Here is a 16,805-nt window from a genome sequence, read left to right on the forward strand (position 1 = left end):
CCTTTGCCAACCAATCATCAGCCCGTAGGTTGGTGCAGCTTGAGCTACTTCAGCCTCTAAAAATGAAGTATGGCAAGATTGTGCCAGTTGCTATATCTATCTGAAAAAATTAAAATACCAATTAGTATAAAATTAGTGTCTAGCACAAAACAAGGAATGTCCAACATGAAACGCGCACTAACACCCTTTGCACTTGCAGCATCAGTGCTATATACAAACTCAGCCTTCTCAGATGAGACTAAAAACGCGCAACAGGCTAACGTAGGCGTCACGATAGGTCTAACTGGTACGAATCTAGAAATATCTACACCACTCAATAATTATGTTTCAGTGCGTGGTGAAATGAATATTAATGGAAAGGTTGATCGAAAATTAACATTAGAGAACAACCGTTATGACATAATATTTAATCCAGATATAAAATCGCTGTTCGTTGATATTCATCCCTTCTCAAGTGCATTTTATCTAACTGGAGGTTTAATAAGTCAAAATATTAACTTTGAACTAAGGGGTAACCCGTCAATTTCGGCTTTTAACTTTAACGGAACATCTTATGCTTACGCTAATGTGACCAAGTTTACGGGAAAGGCTGGCTTCAGTAATTCAACGGCACCTTACCTAGGTCTTGGTTGGTCAAACCGGAACAATGTTTCATCTGGGGTCACTTTTTCTTTTGAAGCAGGCTTAATTAATGTTGGAACAGGTAGTGTAGACTTCGGTGTGGAATGTGGCAGTGGATTGAGCAGTTCCCAATGTTGGGCATTACAATCGGATGTAGCAGCTGAGATGAGTACGATAAATAATGACCTTGATAGAAAGCTCTTTTACCCAGTAGTTAAATTAGGTATCAGTTATCGATTCTAAGAAGCTTGTCTTGGCTGCGCCAAGAAGCTGCAGATAGCCACAAGCACCTTTAAAAAAGTGAAATTCAAAAGTAAAAAAAGGCCATATAGCAATTTACTATGTGGCTTTGATACTGTTAAATATTCAATACAAATCAATCATCTAAAATCAAATCCATCCACCCCACAAGACCCAAAAGCAGCCATATAGTGCTAAAGTAAGCTTGACACAACCAGTGACAGTATTGCAAGCGGCTCACCACTAGCGCTGCAGACAGCCTCAGCACCTTTTTATGGAAGCATTAAAGCATGATTAAACTGATGACATTGGTAATGGCGTTGAGCATGCCATTGACTGCTTTAGCTACTGATGGCACAGACCAGAAGTTAGCCTTAAGCTGCACTGAAAGTCTGTTTTTAAAAGGATTAGATGGGGTTTTAAAAGGCTACCCAGGCATTGCATACCCCCCCACTTGGCAGCAGGGCACGGGGCCTTATACTTATGAGTCTAGATATGACGTATCCCAAACTAAGCGAGGCAAAAACGAACTTTGCGCCAAGTACTATGGCTTTGTGCGCCCATCTCAAGTAAGTGGCAACGGTAAACAGGCCAATTGCAAAACCAATATCACAGGCATCAAAGTAATTTTAAAAAGCAAAAAAGGCAAAGCTGAGCTTGCCCTAAAAGATCATCAACCCTTTGTGTGTTATTTCAAAGATGGTAGTGATATTACCCGTGATAGCTATAATTTTCATTCGGCTTGGACAAAAGAAGTGCTGCGGCCTTAATCATCTGTTAGCCAGTGATTAGATTTGACCAGAGCCCAAAAGTTAATTGGGTAGCGGTTGATTAAATAAAGTACCAAATTGACCTAGTTTTGGGCCTGTCTTTTGACTTAGTTTCTGAGCTGACTTGTGAGATACACCTGAAAGCCGCAGTAAATGCCAAGCCAGGGCCTGATTGCTTGAGATCACCGGCTTCCCCAGTTTCTGTTCTGCCCTATGAATAATGTTTGCCACTCTCAAACTGGTACAGGACACAAATACCCCATCACATTCTGCATGAGCACCCAAAGCCACAATGGCATTAAAAATACTGCTTGCATCAACACGGCCCACTGTAAAATCATCTTCTATATCATAATAACCTGTGCGACACACTTTAATGCCACTGGCATTTAGGTTGTCGCTTAGGGCCTGTGTGACATGGGGAGAGTAGGGCGTGAGCAAGGCAATATTATTGAGTTTTAGAGCTCCACAAGCTGCTTTGCAGGCTGTTAAGGGGTTACTCACCTTCGCGGAGGGGTGTTCTGCCAAGATTAATTGCGCCACCTGCGCTTCACCAATAATGGTAGCACCCGACGTGCAGCCATAGCCAATGGCATCGAAGGCAAAGGCTTGGGGTAATAAACGGGCCGCTAAGGGCAAATCAATTTGCATCTGCACCAGAGTTTGTGGTGTCACATGCATGGCATTGGCAATGCGTGAGTGGTAGCAGGCCACACCATCTATGACTAACATCTGCCGAAACTCATCTTCTAAAGTTTGATCAGTTTGCAACACGATGAGCCCAATTTTTGCAGTTTGGCCTAAACCTGCATCGTTGGAATAAGGCAGTTGCTGCACATGGTCCACTTTGCAAACCCCCAACCTAATTAAATTTTTTCATTTCAGTTTCAATTAAATTAAATGACTTATAAAACACGTTTGGTAATCAATACACATTTTAGGTGGCTAGCCGACAATAGACACATCTTCAGCTTGAATACCTTTGTCACTTTCAGTGACACTAAAGCGCACTCTTTGGCCTTCTAACAAGGACCGGTGGCCTTTGCCGCGGATCGAGCGAAAATGAACAAATACATCATCACCTTGGTCACGGGTAACAAAGCCAAAACCTTTGGTGACGTTAAACCATTTAACGGTGCCTGATTCACGGTTAGGGTCGTCGTCCATTTCATCCCACTGGGTGTCATCTTCTGCACCTTGAGAAATAAACTTAACTCCGGTAGCCAAGGTGGCGATCCAGAACATGACAAAAATGACGGCCACGGCTAACTCATACTGGGTCTCAACAATGTTCAAACCTTGTAGCACGGAGTCTAAAATGGGGGGTAATGCCAAAGCGGCAATTAAACTAATAATAAAGCTATAAATAAATAATGTGCGTCTCATAATGGCTCTGTATCTCTAATTTTATTGTTTTAAGTAAACCTATTGCACGACACCCGTTTTGGTTGTGGATATGCTAGCCAGATCAAAGGCGGTACAATGGTGCAAGGTTATAGAAAAACTAGCACCCAATCAAACACTTGATATATAAATGTGTGTTTTTTTTGCAACTTCTTGAGAATTTTATGGATAATGCCAACGATATCGTCGAATTACAGCAACAAGTTGCGTTTCAAGAACAGACCATTGATGCTCTTAATGAAGTCGTGAGCCGTCAGCAGCAAGATCTCACAAGGCTAGACCGCGCGCTTGCATTGCTAGCGCAGCAAATGGCGAGTATGCAGCAAGCTGCAGATGCAGGGCCAGGGCATGCCGAGGCGCACCAACCACCACCACATTATTAGGGCATAAGCTTTAGAACAATGGCTTTAAGATAAATGGGTTTGAGATAAATGGGTTTGAGATAAATGGGTTTGAGATAAATTGCTTTGAATTACATGGTTTTGACATAATTCAAATAATGCCAGCCCGTTTATTCGCCCTCTTGGCCTTTAATCACTTTATATCAATCACTTTATAGCAATGAATTTCCATCTGGCTATTTGCTAAAGCTCTTATTGACGTATATATCAAACCGATTAGCTTTGCCTTCAAGTCGATAAGTAGGCTTTTGCTCAGCAAGATCTGGCGCGATACGAGGACGTTTAACCACCACCCGATGACTGGCTAAGGCCAGCGCTGGGCCTAACAGGTTATCTGCGTCGGTATCACTGCCCACAAGTTGCCTAAATAGCGCCATTTCTTTTTTGACTTGGGCAGATTTACCCGCATGAGGAAACATGGGGTCTAAGTAAACCACTTGCGGTGCAAGGCCCTCCCATGTGGCCATGACTGATAAAGCGTGGCCTTGTTTTAGGGTCATGCCAGCCACAATGTCACCCACATCAATGTCTAACTCACCTCGAGCTAATCCATCGACCAAAAGGGCTCTTATGGCAGGCTGACGCTCCACCATAGACACTTGACAGCCTAAACTTGCCAACACAAAAGCATCACCACCTAACCCTGTGGTTAAATCAAGCACGCTGGGGCGCACAGAACCTTGTACTCCCACAGCCTTTGCAATCTGCTGCCCTTTACCCCCACCAAACACTCGGCGATGACGGGCTTTACCTGCAGCAAAATCAACACGCACGGCACCACTGCTGCCATCCATTGGTTCTAAGCCAAGGCCTAAGGAGGTGATGCGCATTACAAAATCGTACCCCGTGTTGTTTTTTTTGATCACGGGCACACCCAACTCGGCCGCCAGTGTGGTTTCTAACAATTGGTGCCCACCCGCAATGACCGCTAGCTTAGGGTGGGTAGAAGCAACCAACATAAGCCCACTCCCAAGACAATACGGTAAATCACAAAAGGCCACATGCCTAGCCTACTAATGATCTGCATAAACAACACAATACAGGCCCATGCACTCGCAAAAGACACACCAAAAGCAAGCAGCATAGGCGCCCAGGAGATGGTAACAGGGCTAATGACTAATTCAAGGCTCATTAAACTGGAGGCGGCTAAGATCACAGGAATAGACATTAAAAATGAGAAGCGGGCCGCGGCTTCGCGGGTATAGCCCAGCATGAGGGCAGCCGTCATGGTAATACCCGAGCGTGAAGTGCCTGGCACTAAAGCCAAAGCTTGCGCCAGGCCAATAGCCAAAGTGTGTCGCCAACTCATAGCGGCCAAATCATACTGGCGGCGGCTGCGCCAGTCGGCCCATCCCAGTAATAAGCCAAATCCAAGGGTTGTTGCTGCCACTACCCACAGGGCTCGAGCATGTACTTCAATCCAGTCTTTAAGCACCAAACCAAAGAATACTGCGGGTAAGGTCGCAACAATCAACATCAGAGCTAAGGTGGCCTGCGGGTTCAAGCTCTTTTCTTGCTGCCATTGCCATAAGCCTAGCACCATGCTGATGAGATCCCTGCGCAAATAGATCACCACCGCCAGCAGACTGCCTAAATGCACGGCAACATCAAAGGTTAAGCCCTGATCAGGCCAACCTAATAATAAACTTGGAAATAATAAGTGAGCCGAACTGGAGATGGGTAAAAATTCGGTGAGACCCTGAATTAAAGCAATGCTTGTGGCTTGAATCCAATCCATGAAAACTCCTCAGTGGGGCGGCAGGCTACTGATAGCGAGGTAATTTCTGCCATGTGACTTCATCACGCAAGTATACAGGTAACGCATCTTCGGGTGCACACTGGCGTCCTAGGGCAAAATTAGCCCCCGATAAACGGGCCATTTCTAATGCTCTTGGCTGCACATTGGGCTTCACTGATTGAGCTGCCGCAATAATTGCTGCAGGCATATCAGCCACCAGCATGCCACTTCCACCAGCGACAAAGGTGGCATTAACCACCGCCACTTGGTCAGGAGCACAGACTCTTTCTGGCCCTTGAGGCAGGGCCAAATCTGCATGGGTTTCGTCGATGATATATTCACCCCAATACACCTCTCCCATACGCGCATCTAAGCAGCAGGCGAAGGCAGGTTGTGCAGTTTCACTGGGCTGATACATGCGCAAAGCGAGGGCTGCAAGGGTCGATACGGGAATGACAGGGCAATCGATTCCAAAGGCTAAACCTTGGGCTACACCAGCCGCAATGCGGATACCCGTAAAAGAGCCTGGTCCACGACCATAGGCAATGGCATCGAGACTAGACATGTTCACGTCGGCCTCTAGCAATAAGCTTTTAATCATAGGCAGCAAACGCTGGGTATGCTGGCGCTGCGCAGTTTCTTCGTGCCCGATTAATAGACCTGCATCACTCCATAGGGCCACACTGCAAGCACTACCAGAAGTGTCTAATGCCAATATGTGAGTCATGGTTATTTACTGATCTAGCGCTGCAAAAACAGCTGCTTTAATATCACTCACAGTGCCCACTCCTGGGATATAGTGGTGTGCCGGCGCTATTGGATGGGCAGCAGCGATCAGACCTTTATAGAAATTGATTAAAGGCTCTGTTTGCCTATGGTATATGCTTAAGCGCTGGCGCACCGTGTCTGCTTGATCATCAACACGTTGTACCAAGTCGTCCCCAGTGACATCATCTTTGCCTGCTTGTTTGGGGGCGTTGAACATTAAATGGTAGGTTCGACCTGAACCAGGGTGCACCCGGCGACCGCTCATGCGTTTAATAATTTCTGCATCGGCAACATCTATTTCAACCACGGCATCAATATTAATATGAGCATCGATTAAGGCTTGAGCTTGGGGGATTGTGCGAGGAAAGCCATCAAACAAAAAACCCCGACTACAATCGTCATGAGTGAGGCGGTCCTTGACTAAATTAATGATCAATTCATCCGACACTAACTCGCCCTTATCCATCACTGCTTTGGCTGTTCGGCCTAACTGTGTGTCGGCTTTTATCGCTGCTCGAAGCATGTCCCCAGTGGATATTTGTGGGATACCGTACTTTTCAGTAAGGTATTGTGCCTGCGTGCCTTTGCCGGCGCCAGGCGCTCCCAAAAGGATTAGCTTCATGACTTAACTCCAAAAATTTAAATTCTGTGGCTGCTACTTAATAACCTGATCGATGTATCATCGATCTAATTAAGGCGCCTTAGCAAAGGGACAAAGAGGAACAAAAACACCAAAAAACACGCTGCAACCCTGTTTAGTGATGATGATCCGCTTGCTAAGAAACCCACTGATGAAATCCAACCCCAATTTGGCCGCGTAGTTTAACTAAAACTCTGCCTCAGTGCCATGGCGGTCTAACTAAATTCAATTATAGTGATTATAAGCCCGCGACTTTAGCGGCCTTCCAGCCCGCTTCCATGCGCTCTAAATCCACACTTTCTAATGATTCACCCGCCTCTACTAACTGCGTTTCTAAGAAACGAAAACGGCGTTCAAATTTAGCGTTAGCGGCACGCATCACCTGCTCTGGGTCTTGCTTTAAGTGACGCGCCATATTCACACAAGCAAACATTAAATCACCCAATTCTTCCAGGGTGTGATCTTTATCTCCACTGGCAAAAGCTTGCTCTATTTCTTCTAATTCTTCTGCCATATTAGCCAATACAGGAGTTACATCTGGCCAATCAAAGCCCACATTGGCTGCGCGCTTTTGCAACTTTGCACTGCGCTGCATGGCTGGCAAGGCATTAGGCACATCATCTAACACCGAGTGCTGATGTTTGGCATCACGTTCAGCCTGTTTGATAGCTTCCCACTTCTGCAAAACTTGATCGGCATCCAAAGCTGAAGTGCCTAACTCGGCTTCATCAGCCGATGGGGAAAATACATGGGGGTGACGGCGAATGAGTTTATCTGACATCGTTTGTGCCACATCAGCAAACTCAAAACTGCCCTCTTCGCGGGCAAGTTGGCAGTAAAACACCACCTGAAATAACAGGTCGCCTAACTCATCCCGCAACTGCATGCGGTCATCTGACTCTATGGCATCAGCAACTTCATAAGCTTCTTCAAGGGTATGAGGCAATATGCTGCGAAAATCTTGTTTAAGATCCCATGGGCAGCCACCCTCTGGATTGCGTAATTGAGCCATAATATCTAACAATTGCTGCATCGCGTCACCGGTGTTACTGATCGCTTTAACCATTTTTTTGTCGCCTTACATCCAATACGTTAGGTAGTTGACTTATTTTATCTAAAATACGACCCAAAAGTTCCAACCGTGGAATGTCTATGGTCATAGCAATGGTGGCTGAATGACTCTTTTTATCAATGTCAGTGCTGATATTGCCTAAGTTGACGTTTTCATTGCCCAACACCATTACCACTTCGCTCAATAGACCCGACCGGTCCACTGCTTCAATCACAATGTCGACTGGGTAAGTATGCTCACTGTTACCAGACCAGTTGACCTCAATAATGCGTTGCAGGTCTCGCTCAGCCATATTCATAATATTGAGACAGTCCTGACGATGCACTGAAACTCCGCGAGTGAGGGTAATAAAACCTGTAATCGAGTCTCCAGGCACCGGCTTACAGCAATTCGCAATGGTCGTAAGTAGGTTACCGACTCCCGCAATCTGTACATCATTACCCACCGGTGAGGTGGTTTTAGTTTTACCATTTAAGAGACTCAGGTCTAGCTGCTTTTTAATCTTAAGGCTAGGTTCTACCTGTTGCTGAGCCGCATTGATCACTTGGGCTAAACGCACATCGCCTGCCCCTAAAGCCGCATACATATCATCCACGTGTTTAAAGTTAATGGCGGTAGCAATTTGATTATAATTGACCCCAGTAATAGCCATACGACGCATTTCACGCTCTATTAATTGACGTCCTGCAGTGGCATTTTTATCTTTATCCAGCTGTTTAAAATAGTGGCCAATTTTGGCTCGGGTTCGACCCGCATGCACATAGCCTAGGTTTGGGTTCATCCAATCGCGACTGGGGGCACCACCTTTTGACGTCATTACAGAGACTTGGTCTCCCGTTTGTAGCCGGTAGGTCAGGGGCACGATGCGGCCGTGGATTTTTGCACCACGACACGTATTACCCACTTCTGTGTGCACTCGGTAAGCAAAGTCAATGGGCGTAGCCCCACTCGGCAAATCGACCACATGGCCTTCGGGAGTAAACACGTAAATACGGTCCTGCTCCACATCACTTTTAACTTGGCTGACAAATTCTGCGCCATCACCGACTTCGTCATGCCACTCTAATACCTGACGCAACCAAGCTAATTTGTCATCGTATGAGTTACCAATATTATTAACGTCTGTGCCTTTGTACAACCAATGAGCACAAACCCCAAGTTCGGCTTCGTCGTGCATTGCAAAGGTACGAATCTGAATTTCCACCACCTTACCTTCAGGGCCGATGACTGCAGTATGCAAGGAACGATAGCCGTTTTCTTTAGGGGTAGCGATATAGTCATCAAATTCTTGCGGTATATTACGCCACAAACCATGCACAATGCCCAACGCGGTATAACAGTCGGTGAGCTCAGGCACCAGTATTCGGACCGCACGCACATCATAAACTTGAGAAAACTCAATGTTCTTTCGCTGCATTTTGCGCCAAATACTATAAATGTGTTTGGCCCGTCCCATAATATCAGGCTTAATTCCAGCGCCCATCAATTGTGATGTTAGATCAGCTAATACCCGCTCAATGTAGCCTTGTCGATCCATGCGTCTTTCATCTAAAAAGGAAGCAATTTCTTTATAGGCATTGGGCTGAAGGTAACGAAAGGATAAGTCTTCAAGTTCCCATTTAACCGCACCAATGCCCAGACGATGGGCCAAAGGCGCATACACATCGAAGACTTCTCTGGACACTAGATAGCGCTTTTTTCGATCCACGTTTTTCACGGCTCGAATGGCACAGGTGCGCTCTGCAAGTTTAATGAGTGCAACACGCACATCATCAACTAGCGAGACCAACATTTTGCGTACATTAGTCAGTTGGCCGTCTGATTGACCTAAAATGCTGTCTCGAGTGGGACTTTGTAAGTTACTAATGGCAGCCATTTGTAGAACGCCTTCGATCAGTTGAGCTACAACTGCCCCAAAGCTTTCTTTAACCTGGTTAAGGGTTAATTTATTTTCTCGCACTGCTCGGTAAAGCACAGCTGCCACTAGGGTTTCTTCGTTCACTTGTAAGGTCGTCAAAATCTCAGCCATCTCAAGCCCAGTCCGAAAACAGTCCACTTCTTCTGTGGCCCACACATCTTCACTTTTACTGGCATGATCACGGGCTTCTTGGGCCAACTCACAGGCCTGTTGCAAGCGTGAGGTGTCCTCCAGTGCCACTTGATTTTGTAAGCCTGCCAGCCAAGCTTGAATGTCGATGTTGCCATCCGCATGGGTGGGGTGAAGCGCACGTACCTGTACCATGGTTGCATTCCGTCTTTAGTTTGGGCGCTAAGCGCTCTCGTTGTTATGCTTTACTTATAACTGTGCAAGTCACTTAAGTAATTCAAGTAGCTCAAGTAGCTCAAGTAAGTGGGCAAGTATTAACCGCGCACAAGCAAGGCCATCACTTCTAAGTGGGGGGTGTGGGGAAACATGTCTATGCAGCCCACTTTAGCCACTCTTAACCCCAGAGTTTGAAATTCTTTCAAATCTCTGGCCATAGATGCCGGGTTGCAGGACACATAAACCACTCTTTCAAGGGGCTGATTTTTGAGCAACCCAGCAAGGCCTTTAGCTCCTGCACGAGGGGGATCTAATAAGGCTTTATTAAAGGCCTTTTTTTGCCAAAGTTTACGCGCACCTGCATCAAATAAGTCTGCTTGTTCAAAATCAACTTGAGACAAACCATTGGCCTGCGCATTGAGACGGCCTTTTTTAACCATGGCATAATCACCCTCCAAGGCTAATACTGCCACGCCTTGGTCCGCCATACTTGCAATGGGCAGAGCAAAGTTACCGACCCCACTGAATAAATCTAAGACCTGATCTTTAGCTTGAAGTTCCAGCCAATTAAGCGCTTGTTCAACCATGCCCTGATTAACCTTAGTGTTGACCTGCACAAAATCTTGCATAGCAAATCCCAACTCGAGTGGCTGATCCATGCTTGCCACCTGCAAACTGTAGCTTAAATTTTCTGCACTACCGCATAACCATAGGTCATTATGATCCGTTTGCTGGCACACCATGCTAATTGCATGTTGCCTACCAAAGGCGGTTAGTAGCCTTTGGTCTTCAGGGCTCAACGTGGTCGATATTTTCAAACAAACAAAGGCGCCTGTGTCGGCTTGCAATAACTCCACGTGGGTGACCCATTGTGTGAACTCCATAGCGACTAATATGCCATGCAAGGGCTCCAATAAATCAGACAAAGCGGGCTCTAGGACCGGGCAGGCACTAATAGGCACAATGTGCTTATGGCCACTTTGACGAAAGCCCATTAATAGGGTTTTGCTATCAGCAAAATAGCGTGTGGCCAACTGAGCACGGCGTCTATAGCCTAGGCTGTCCCCAATAATGGGCTGCTCCCATTGGTCAGGCTCAATGCCTGCCAAACGACGCAATTGTTCGGCAATAGCGGCCTGTTTAAAGGTAATTTGAGCCGCTGATTCAAGATGCTGCAACTGACAACCACCGCAGGTATCATAGACTGGACAAAACGGCTCAACTCTTTGATCACTGCCTTGCTTCACCTCTAACAAACGCGCTTCTGTGTGAGTTTTACGATCACTGAGCACTTCAGCTTTTACCAACTCTCCCTTTAACCCACCTGCAACAAAAATAGTTTTTCCTTGCCAACGTCCAACACCACGGCCATCGTGGCTTAGGTTGTCAAGTTCAATGTGAAGGTGCTTGCCCACAGGTAAAGTAACCACTTCCACGTCTTCTTGAGCGTGAGCTCGCTTTTGTTTCGCCGAGGCCAAAGGGTTTTTAAGTTTGAGTTTGCGCTGCAAAGGCGATAAACGGGCCATGATTAAACAAATACTCCAGTGGATAAATAGCGGTCACCACGGTCACAAATGATGCACACGATGACCGCATTTTCAACTTGCTTAGACAACTGCAAGGCGCCTGCTACGGAGCCTCCTGAGGACACACCAGCAAAGATGCCTTCCTGTTTGGCTAGAGCACGCATAGTGGTTTCTGCTTCGTCCTGACCGATGTCAATAATAGCGTCTACCTTTGCTGCGTCAAAAATACTAGGCAGGTAAGCTTTGGGCCAGCGACGAATGCCTGGGATAAAGGCATCCGGCTTAGGCTGTAAACCATAAATCTGCACCTCTGGGTTTTGCTCTTTGAAGTAAGCAGACAACCCCATAATCGTGCCTGTGGTGCCCATAGTAGTCACCATATGTGTAATTTTACCTTGGGTTTGCTGCCAAATTTCTGGCCCTGTAGTACGATAATGAGCCAAGGGGTTATCACTATTAGCAAACTGGTTTAGCACCTTACCTTCGCCTCGCTCTTGCATGGCTATGGCTAAGTCTCTTGCACCTTCCATGCCTTGCTCAGAACTGACTTCAATTAATTCAGCACCATAAGCCGACATGGACGCCTTGCGTTCTGAGCTCATGTGCGAGGGCATAATCAGCTTAAGCCGATAACCTTTGATGGCTGCCACCATGGCTAAGGCGATACCCGTGTTGCCACTCGTGGCTTCTATAAGCACATCACCTGGTTGGATCTCCCCTCTTTTTTCAGCTTCGTTGATCATGCTCTTTGCCGGGCGATCTTTCACTGAACCTGCAGGATTATTACCCTCTAACTTGGCTAAAATGATATTGCTGGTATCACCCGGTAGGCGTTGCAGACGGACTAAGGGGGTATTGCCTACATAATCTTCGATGGTAGGGAACATGTGCATACTAACCTCTACTTAAAAGTCTTAGCTTAATACAACAAAAGCTAAAGCTTGATCTAATTCGTCGGCAATACTTATGTGAGCTTTTTGACTGCCCAAAGTAGCTTGCCGCTGCGCAGCTGCACCGCTAAGGATAAGCAAAGGCGCGCCCATTTCGTCATGTTCTATGTGCATGTGATGCCATGAAATACCACGGCCAATGCCTGTGCCCAAAGCTTTAGCTGCTGCCTCTTTGGCAGCAAAACGTTTCGCCAAAAACGCTGCGGGGCTAGGAGCTGCATCAAACTGAATCATCTCTAAAGGCGCAAGAATGCGCTCCGCAAACTTGCGGCCAGAGCGCTCTAGCGCTGCTTCAATGCGCGCAGTTGATACGATATCTGTGCCAATTGCCTTAACCATGATTAATTGCCTTAGGGCTGATTAAACGCGGCTCGGCCGGTGAACTTCACGGGCAGCCAACATTACAGCTTTCATATTTTTTACCGCTTGGGGTAAACCAACGAACAATGCATCAGCGATCAAGGAGTGGCCAATGTTGAGTTCATTGAATTCAGGAATAGCAGCAATGGCTTCAACATTTTGCAAGTTTAGCCCATGGCCACCATTCACAATAAGGCCAAGACCGCCCGCATAGGTTGCAGCTTCTGCGATGCGGGCTAGTTCAGCATACTGCTGAGCTTCACTAGTGGCGTCAGCATAAGCCCCCGTATGCAACTCTATCAGTTCTGCACCCGTGCGCTTAGCGGCGTCTATTTGTTGCTCATCAGCATCGATAAACAAAGACACTTGGATACCGACAGCTTGCATGCGCTGGCATGCAGACTTAATTTTGGCTTCTTGAGAGATGACATCCAAGCCACCTTCTGTCGTCAACTCTTGCCGCTTTTCAGGCACTAGACAGACATACACGGGCACAATTTCCACCGCTAAATCCACCATAGCATCGGTGACAGCCATCTCAAAATTCATCCGCGTCTGCAGCACCTGAGCCATGACCCGCACATCACGCTCTTGAATATGACGCGCGTCCTCCCGCAAATGCACCGTAATGCCATCGGCACCCGCCTGTTCTGCGTCTAAAGCGGCTTTGACTGGATCAGGATAGCGCGTGCCCCTCGCTTGACGCAATGTTGCCACATGATCTACGTTTACACCCAATAGAATTCGATTTGGATCAACCATCTTTTGTGTTCTCCTCATGGTGCCAAAGCTTTATATAGGCACACTATGCTCAACTATTTGTTCACTATGGGCTGGAATAAATTACGGCTTTGCAGTGGTTTACCGCCCAATAACTGGTCTAAGTTAGCCCGCGCCATATACTTAGCCACTTTTAGACAGTCTTTATCAACATAATTACCAGCCGCTATTTTTAGCAGCACTTCTCCACTCATGGAAACAGGATCACCTAAACCATCGGACGGAATTTGATGCAAACAAATGCCTTGCAATGGGTGCAGCTGGTAATGGCGCTCGGCCACCACAGGTTGGGCTGTTATATAGTCTTTATCTAGCACCATATGATACCCCAGTTCGTCCATGAGGTGGACCTCAAACGGACGCAAACACGCTTCTATGCCTTCATTATTGGCCAACTGATTAAGCAGTGATTGGTAGTAGGCAAATAAATTGGGGTAGGGATCATCAAGAGCAAGTAACTTAAGCAAGAGTTCATTCACATAAAGACCACTATAAAGACCATTACCTAAAATGCTTAACGGCGCTCCAGCACCCTCTAACTGCACACTGGTGCGCAGTTCGCCACGCCCAGTAAAACTCACCATCAAAGGGGTAAAGGGTTGCACTAAGGCTCGCTTAGCAGGCTGTTTGCCCTGATTTTTTTGTGCGCCCTTAACCATCACTGACACCCGGCCTTGATTGAGGGTAAATAAATCAGCAATAACACTCGATTCTCGCCATGGGCGACTGTGCAGTACGTAGGCCGGCTGTTGTTCAGTCACCCAAGTTCACCTCTAATTAATCGAGACCGTCATAGCCTAAGCTCTGCAATGCTCGCTCATCATCAGACCAACCACTTTTCACCTTGACCCAAAGTTTAAGCATGACCTTACACTCAAACATGCGCTCCATGTCGACCCGTGCATCCCGCCCAATCTGTTTAATACGATCACCTTTATCACCGATAAGGATACGCTTTTGACCTTTACGCTCGACTAGAATTAACGCACCTATGTGCAGTATAGGTCCATCTTGGGCAAATTCTTCTATTTCTACGGTCATTTGGTAAGGTAACTCATCACCAAGTTGGCGCATGATTTTTTCGCGAATCAATTCTGCCGTAATAAACCGCGCACTGCGGTCAGTCACTTGGTCCTCTGGAAAAAAGTGGCGGCCGTTGGGAAGCTGTTCCAATACGCACTGTTCTAACTGGTCAACTGATGCCCCCGTGTGAGCTGCAATAGGGACTAAAACAGCATTAGGCAGACGCAGTTGCACTTCCTGTAAATAGGGCAGTAAGGATTGTTTATCATCAAGTATGTCAATTTTGTTGATGGCTAAAATAACAGGACAATTGGCCGCTTTAACTTTTTCACACACATGTTCATCGGCATCATTCCAACGTGTACGATCCACCATAAAAATAACTAAATCTACGTGCTTTAATGCACTAGATGCGGCTTTATTCATATATCGGTTGATTGCCTTGTCGGCTTGATCGATATGTAATCCCGGTGTATCCACATAGACAACCTGAACCTCACCTTCGGTTTTAATGCCTAGGATTTGATGCCGTGTGGTTTGAGGTTTGCGCGATGTAATACTAATTTTTTGACCCAAGATACGGTTTAGTAAAGTGGACTTACCCACATTGGGCCGGCCCACGATAGCCACATAACCGCACTTTGTCTTGCTTTCATTCTGGGCTGCTAGCCAAGTATCTAGATCTGTCATGGTATATTTTCTGCTATAACGATTCTTGACCAAGCTGCTGAAGTGCAAGGGTGGCTGATTTTTGTTCGGCGATACGGCGGCTTGACGCCTCCGCTTTCGTGGGTTTATCCAATAAACTGCTGTGGCACTCTATAACGAACATTTGCTCGTGATCTTGCCCCTTAACATCAATTAAGGTGTATTCCGGCAGGTCTAATTTCTTTGACTGTAAGTATTCTTGCAAGCGTGTTTTAGGATCTTTTTGGGTGTCAGACAGGCTTAAATTTTCAAGCCGAGAGGTAAACCAAGCTAGAATACGCGCTTGACAAACTGCCATACCCGCATCTTTATAAATCGCGCCTATTAAGGCTTCCGTAGCGTCTGCAAGAATCGACTCACGTCTTTGACCACCACTTTTTAGCTCGCCTACACCTAGTTTCAAACAAGGGCCGATGTGCATTTCTTGTGCCACTTGAGCCAGTGTCACACCTTTGACTAAACCTGCACGCAAGCGACTTAATTGACCTTCTCGCGCCTTAGGAAACTTCTCAAACAGCGCGTTGGCAATAACAAAATTAACGATGGAATCACCTAAAAATTCTAAGCGCTCGTTATTGTAGTGGCCACATGAGCGGTGAGTAAGCGCTAACTCTAATAACTTATGATCGGCAAAAGAATACCCCATAGCCACACACAAGGCATCCATTTTTTGCTGGTAGGCGGTGGCCGCTGGCGCTTTCATCTTAATCTATGCTGCCCGCAGTACTAAAATTGGGCAAGCTAAAGAAACTGTCCCAATGCAACCACACTGCGACCGCTTTACCCGTAATATTGGCTTCTGGCACAAAGCCCCAATAGCGACTGTCATTGCTGCCATCTCTGTTGTCACCCATAGTGAAATACTGGCCTGACGGAATTGTAATACTGCCATTTTTACCAGGATTTTTGTTACGCCAAATCAGGTGTTCCACATCACCCAACTGCTCTAAGTAAATTTCTGTGGTGGGCGATGCATCAGCCACATAGGTTTGAGCCATTTGTTGGCCATTGATATAAATGACCTTATCACGTAACTCTAAGGTATCCCCTGGAACTGCTACTACCCGCTTAATATATTTGATCGCTGGATTTTTGGGGTACTTGAAGACCATCACATCTCCCGCTTTTGGGTCATTGTAGTCCAACACCTTAGTGCCTAGTACTGGCAACCGCACACCATATTCAAACTTATTAACCACAATAAAATCGCCTACGGTCAGAGTGGGTAGCATGGAGCCCGAAGGAATTTGATAAGGTTCCATAAAAAAAGAACGTAGCACGAGCACAAAGGCCAACACAGGAAAGAATGAACGACTGTATTCGGCAAACATGGGTTCGCGCATGAGGTCAACTTGCTGCGCTTCAGGGAGTTCTCCACCAGCGCGAGTTATCGCCAGTTCTAAGACTTTAATGCGGGCTGGTTTCCATAACCACACGTCCAAGGCATAGCCCACACCAAACACACCCACAAGCACAGTCAGCAGCAATTCAAAATCAAGGTCCATCATGGTTTATTTATCCTCTATCTCTGTTAGCCAGCC

General features: G+C 46.5%; 19 protein-coding genes. 3 read left to right on the top strand and 16 right to left on the bottom strand.

Annotated features, from left to right (window positions below; genetic code table 11):
- Nucleotides 1-165 precede the first annotated feature (165 nt).
- Together ABXT59_RS11970 and ABXT59_RS11975 are read left to right on the top strand one after the other, a co-directional pair.
- Nucleotides 166-864, top strand: a complete 699-nt coding sequence (locus ABXT59_RS11970) for a hypothetical protein (protein WP_443636336.1) — start codon at nt 166-168, stop codon at nt 862-864.
- Between the two features lie 323 nt (nt 865-1,187).
- Nucleotides 1,188-1,631 (top strand): hypothetical protein, encoded by a 444-nt coding sequence (locus ABXT59_RS11975; protein WP_443636337.1) that lies wholly within the window; start codon nt 1,188-1,190, stop codon nt 1,629-1,631.
- Between the two features lie 42 nt (nt 1,632-1,673).
- Here the strand turns inward: ABXT59_RS11975 and ABXT59_RS11980 are convergent, their stop codons facing one another.
- The gene (locus ABXT59_RS11980) at nt 1,674-2,477 is read right to left on the bottom strand and encodes a maleate cis-trans isomerase family protein (protein WP_443636338.1); all 804 of its coding nucleotides are present in this window, start codon (nt 2,475-2,477) and stop codon (nt 1,674-1,676) included.
- A 99-nt stretch (nt 2,478-2,576) separates the two neighbouring features.
- Nucleotides 2,577-3,017, bottom strand: a complete 441-nt coding sequence (locus ABXT59_RS11985) for a cold-shock protein (RefSeq protein ID WP_443636339.1) — start codon at nt 3,015-3,017, stop codon at nt 2,577-2,579.
- 182 nt (nt 3,018-3,199) lie between these two features.
- On the opposite strand from ABXT59_RS11985, the gene ABXT59_RS11990 reads away from it, so the two are divergent.
- A complete protein-coding gene (locus ABXT59_RS11990; protein WP_443636340.1) occupies nt 3,200-3,418 on the top strand; it encodes a SlyX family protein in 219 nt (72 codons plus the stop codon).
- Nucleotides 3,419-3,612: 194 nt separating this feature from the next.
- Here the strand turns inward: ABXT59_RS11990 and ABXT59_RS11995 are convergent, their stop codons facing one another.
- From ABXT59_RS11995 to lepB, 14 genes are all read right to left on the bottom strand, one after another.
- Nucleotides 3,613-4,395 carry a class I SAM-dependent methyltransferase gene (locus ABXT59_RS11995; RefSeq protein ID WP_443636341.1) on the bottom strand — a complete coding sequence of 261 codons (783 nt, stop codon included), beginning with the start codon at nt 4,393-4,395 and terminating at the stop codon, nt 3,613-3,615.
- Nucleotides 4,365-5,174 carry an undecaprenyl-diphosphate phosphatase gene (locus ABXT59_RS12000; protein WP_443636343.1) on the bottom strand — a complete coding sequence of 270 codons (810 nt, stop codon included), beginning with the start codon at nt 5,172-5,174 and terminating at the stop codon, nt 4,365-4,367. Before ABXT59_RS12000 ends, ABXT59_RS11995 begins: the two co-directional genes overlap by 31 nt.
- Nucleotides 5,175-5,199: 25 nt before the next feature.
- The gene (tsaB, locus tag ABXT59_RS12005; protein ID WP_443636344.1) at nt 5,200-5,901 is read right to left on the bottom strand and encodes a tRNA (adenosine(37)-N6)-threonylcarbamoyltransferase complex dimerization subunit type 1 TsaB; all 702 of its coding nucleotides are present in this window, start codon (nt 5,899-5,901) and stop codon (nt 5,200-5,202) included.
- 6 nt (nt 5,902-5,907) lie between these two features.
- On the bottom strand, nt 5,908-6,564 hold the full coding sequence (gene adk / locus ABXT59_RS12010) for an adenylate kinase (RefSeq protein ID WP_443636345.1): 657 nt from the start codon (nt 6,562-6,564) through the stop codon (nt 5,908-5,910).
- 256 nt (nt 6,565-6,820) lie between these two features.
- Nucleotides 6,821-7,648, bottom strand: coding sequence for a nucleoside triphosphate pyrophosphohydrolase (gene mazG, locus ABXT59_RS12015; protein ID WP_443636346.1), 828 nt, complete (start codon nt 7,646-7,648; stop codon nt 6,821-6,823).
- A complete protein-coding gene (gene relA / locus ABXT59_RS12020; protein ID WP_443636348.1) occupies nt 7,641-9,896 on the bottom strand; it encodes a GTP diphosphokinase in 2,256 nt (751 codons plus the stop codon). Before relA ends, mazG begins: the two co-directional genes overlap by 8 nt.
- Nucleotides 9,897-10,015: 119 nt before the next feature.
- Nucleotides 10,016-11,443 carry a 23S rRNA (uracil(1939)-C(5))-methyltransferase RlmD gene (rlmD, locus tag ABXT59_RS12025; protein ID WP_443636349.1) on the bottom strand — a complete coding sequence of 476 codons (1,428 nt, stop codon included), beginning with the start codon at nt 11,441-11,443 and terminating at the stop codon, nt 10,016-10,018.
- 2 nt (nt 11,444-11,445) lie between these two features.
- A complete protein-coding gene (cysM, locus tag ABXT59_RS12030) occupies nt 11,446-12,336 on the bottom strand; it encodes a cysteine synthase CysM (protein WP_443636350.1) in 891 nt (296 codons plus the stop codon).
- A gap of 21 nt (nt 12,337-12,357) precedes the next feature.
- A complete protein-coding gene (acpS, locus tag ABXT59_RS12035) occupies nt 12,358-12,732 on the bottom strand; it encodes a holo-ACP synthase (RefSeq protein ID WP_443636352.1) in 375 nt (124 codons plus the stop codon).
- 21 nt (nt 12,733-12,753) lie between these two features.
- Entirely contained in the window at nt 12,754-13,515 is a 762-nt protein-coding gene (pdxJ, locus tag ABXT59_RS12040) for a pyridoxine 5'-phosphate synthase (RefSeq protein WP_443636353.1), read from the bottom strand.
- Between the two features lie 53 nt (nt 13,516-13,568).
- On the bottom strand, nt 13,569-14,294 hold the full coding sequence (gene recO / locus ABXT59_RS12045) for a DNA repair protein RecO (protein WP_443636354.1): 726 nt from the start codon (nt 14,292-14,294) through the stop codon (nt 13,569-13,571).
- A 16-nt stretch (nt 14,295-14,310) separates the two neighbouring features.
- Nucleotides 14,311-15,246, bottom strand: a complete 936-nt coding sequence (gene era, locus ABXT59_RS12050) for a GTPase Era (protein ID WP_443636355.1) — start codon at nt 15,244-15,246, stop codon at nt 14,311-14,313.
- Between the two features lie 13 nt (nt 15,247-15,259).
- Complete coding sequence (rnc, locus tag ABXT59_RS12055) at nt 15,260-15,967, bottom strand: ribonuclease III (RefSeq protein ID WP_443636357.1); 708 nt, start codon at nt 15,965-15,967, stop codon at nt 15,260-15,262.
- A gap of 1 nt (nt 15,968) precedes the next feature.
- A complete protein-coding gene (gene lepB, locus ABXT59_RS12060; RefSeq protein WP_443636359.1) occupies nt 15,969-16,772 on the bottom strand; it encodes a signal peptidase I in 804 nt (267 codons plus the stop codon).
- Nucleotides 16,773-16,805: the final 33 nt, after the last annotated feature.

Source organism: Candidatus Njordibacter sp. Uisw_058, from assembly GCF_047730065.1.
Classification (GTDB): domain Bacteria; phylum Pseudomonadota; class Gammaproteobacteria; order Pseudomonadales; family Balneatricaceae; genus Njordibacter.

What these genes read in the sequence shown, in the direction of transcription:
- ABXT59_RS11970 (WP_443636336.1), top strand. Translation starts at nt 166, where the DNA reads ATGAAACGCGCACTAACACCCTTTGCACTTGCAGCATCAGTGCTATAT.
- era (WP_443636355.1), bottom strand. Translation starts at nt 15,246, where the DNA reads ATGACAGATCTAGATACTTGGCTAGCAGCCCAGAATGAAAGCAAGACA.
- ABXT59_RS11985 (WP_443636339.1), bottom strand. Translation starts at nt 3,017, where the DNA reads ATGAGACGCACATTATTTATTTATAGCTTTATTATTAGTTTAATTGCC.
- relA (WP_443636348.1), bottom strand. Translation starts at nt 9,896, where the DNA reads ATGGTACAGGTACGTGCGCTTCACCCCACCCATGCGGATGGCAACATC.
- rlmD (WP_443636349.1), bottom strand. Translation starts at nt 11,443, where the DNA reads ATGGCCCGTTTATCGCCTTTGCAGCGCAAACTCAAACTTAAAAACCCT.
- rnc (WP_443636357.1), bottom strand. Translation starts at nt 15,967, where the DNA reads ATGAAAGCGCCAGCGGCCACCGCCTACCAGCAAAAAATGGATGCCTTG.
- ABXT59_RS11995 (WP_443636341.1), bottom strand. Translation starts at nt 4,395, where the DNA reads ATGTTGGTTGCTTCTACCCACCCTAAGCTAGCGGTCATTGCGGGTGGG.
- lepB (WP_443636359.1), bottom strand. Translation starts at nt 16,772, where the DNA reads ATGATGGACCTTGATTTTGAATTGCTGCTGACTGTGCTTGTGGGTGTG.
- adk (WP_443636345.1), bottom strand. Translation starts at nt 6,564, where the DNA reads ATGAAGCTAATCCTTTTGGGAGCGCCTGGCGCCGGCAAAGGCACGCAG.
- pdxJ (WP_443636353.1), bottom strand. Translation starts at nt 13,515, where the DNA reads ATGGTTGATCCAAATCGAATTCTATTGGGTGTAAACGTAGATCATGTG.
- mazG (WP_443636346.1), bottom strand. Translation starts at nt 7,648, where the DNA reads ATGGTTAAAGCGATCAGTAACACCGGTGACGCGATGCAGCAATTGTTA.
- ABXT59_RS11990 (WP_443636340.1), top strand. Translation starts at nt 3,200, where the DNA reads ATGGATAATGCCAACGATATCGTCGAATTACAGCAACAAGTTGCGTTT.
- cysM (WP_443636350.1), bottom strand. Translation starts at nt 12,336, where the DNA reads ATGCACATGTTCCCTACCATCGAAGATTATGTAGGCAATACCCCCTTA.
- tsaB (WP_443636344.1), bottom strand. Translation starts at nt 5,901, where the DNA reads ATGACTCACATATTGGCATTAGACACTTCTGGTAGTGCTTGCAGTGTG.
- ABXT59_RS12000 (WP_443636343.1), bottom strand. Translation starts at nt 5,174, where the DNA reads ATGGATTGGATTCAAGCCACAAGCATTGCTTTAATTCAGGGTCTCACC.
- acpS (WP_443636352.1), bottom strand. Translation starts at nt 12,732, where the DNA reads ATGGTTAAGGCAATTGGCACAGATATCGTATCAACTGCGCGCATTGAA.
- ABXT59_RS11975 (WP_443636337.1), top strand. Translation starts at nt 1,188, where the DNA reads ATGCCATTGACTGCTTTAGCTACTGATGGCACAGACCAGAAGTTAGCC.